General features: G+C 57.6%; 1 protein-coding gene. It reads right to left on the reverse strand.

Features of this window, described 5'->3' with window-relative positions; all coding sequences use genetic code 11:
* Nucleotides 1–245 (reverse strand): ribonucleotide-diphosphate reductase subunit beta (locus XI05_RS08870; RefSeq protein ID WP_271500684.1); only part of this gene is annotated, 245 nt, incomplete at both ends.

Here is a 245-nt window from a genome sequence, read left to right on the forward strand (position 1 = left end):
GGCGACATCCGCCACGCTGTCGACGCCGAACTCATGCATGTAGTCCGCCTTGGCGCGCATCTGCGCATAGCCGCGGAATGCCTCGAAGTCGGTCTTGGGCATACCGAGCGTCTTGAGCAGCAGGGCATAGGCGTCGATATGAACCGTCTCCATGTTAGTGAAAGCGGCCATCATCATCTGGACGGTGAGTGGCTGGAAGATCGGAATGTACCGCTTGAAATAGTTGTCGCCGACTTCGATGTCAG

Origin of the sequence: Bradyrhizobium sp. CCBAU 11357 (assembly GCF_028128865.1) — a bacterium.
Lineage (GTDB): Bacteria > Pseudomonadota > Alphaproteobacteria > Rhizobiales > Xanthobacteraceae > Bradyrhizobium.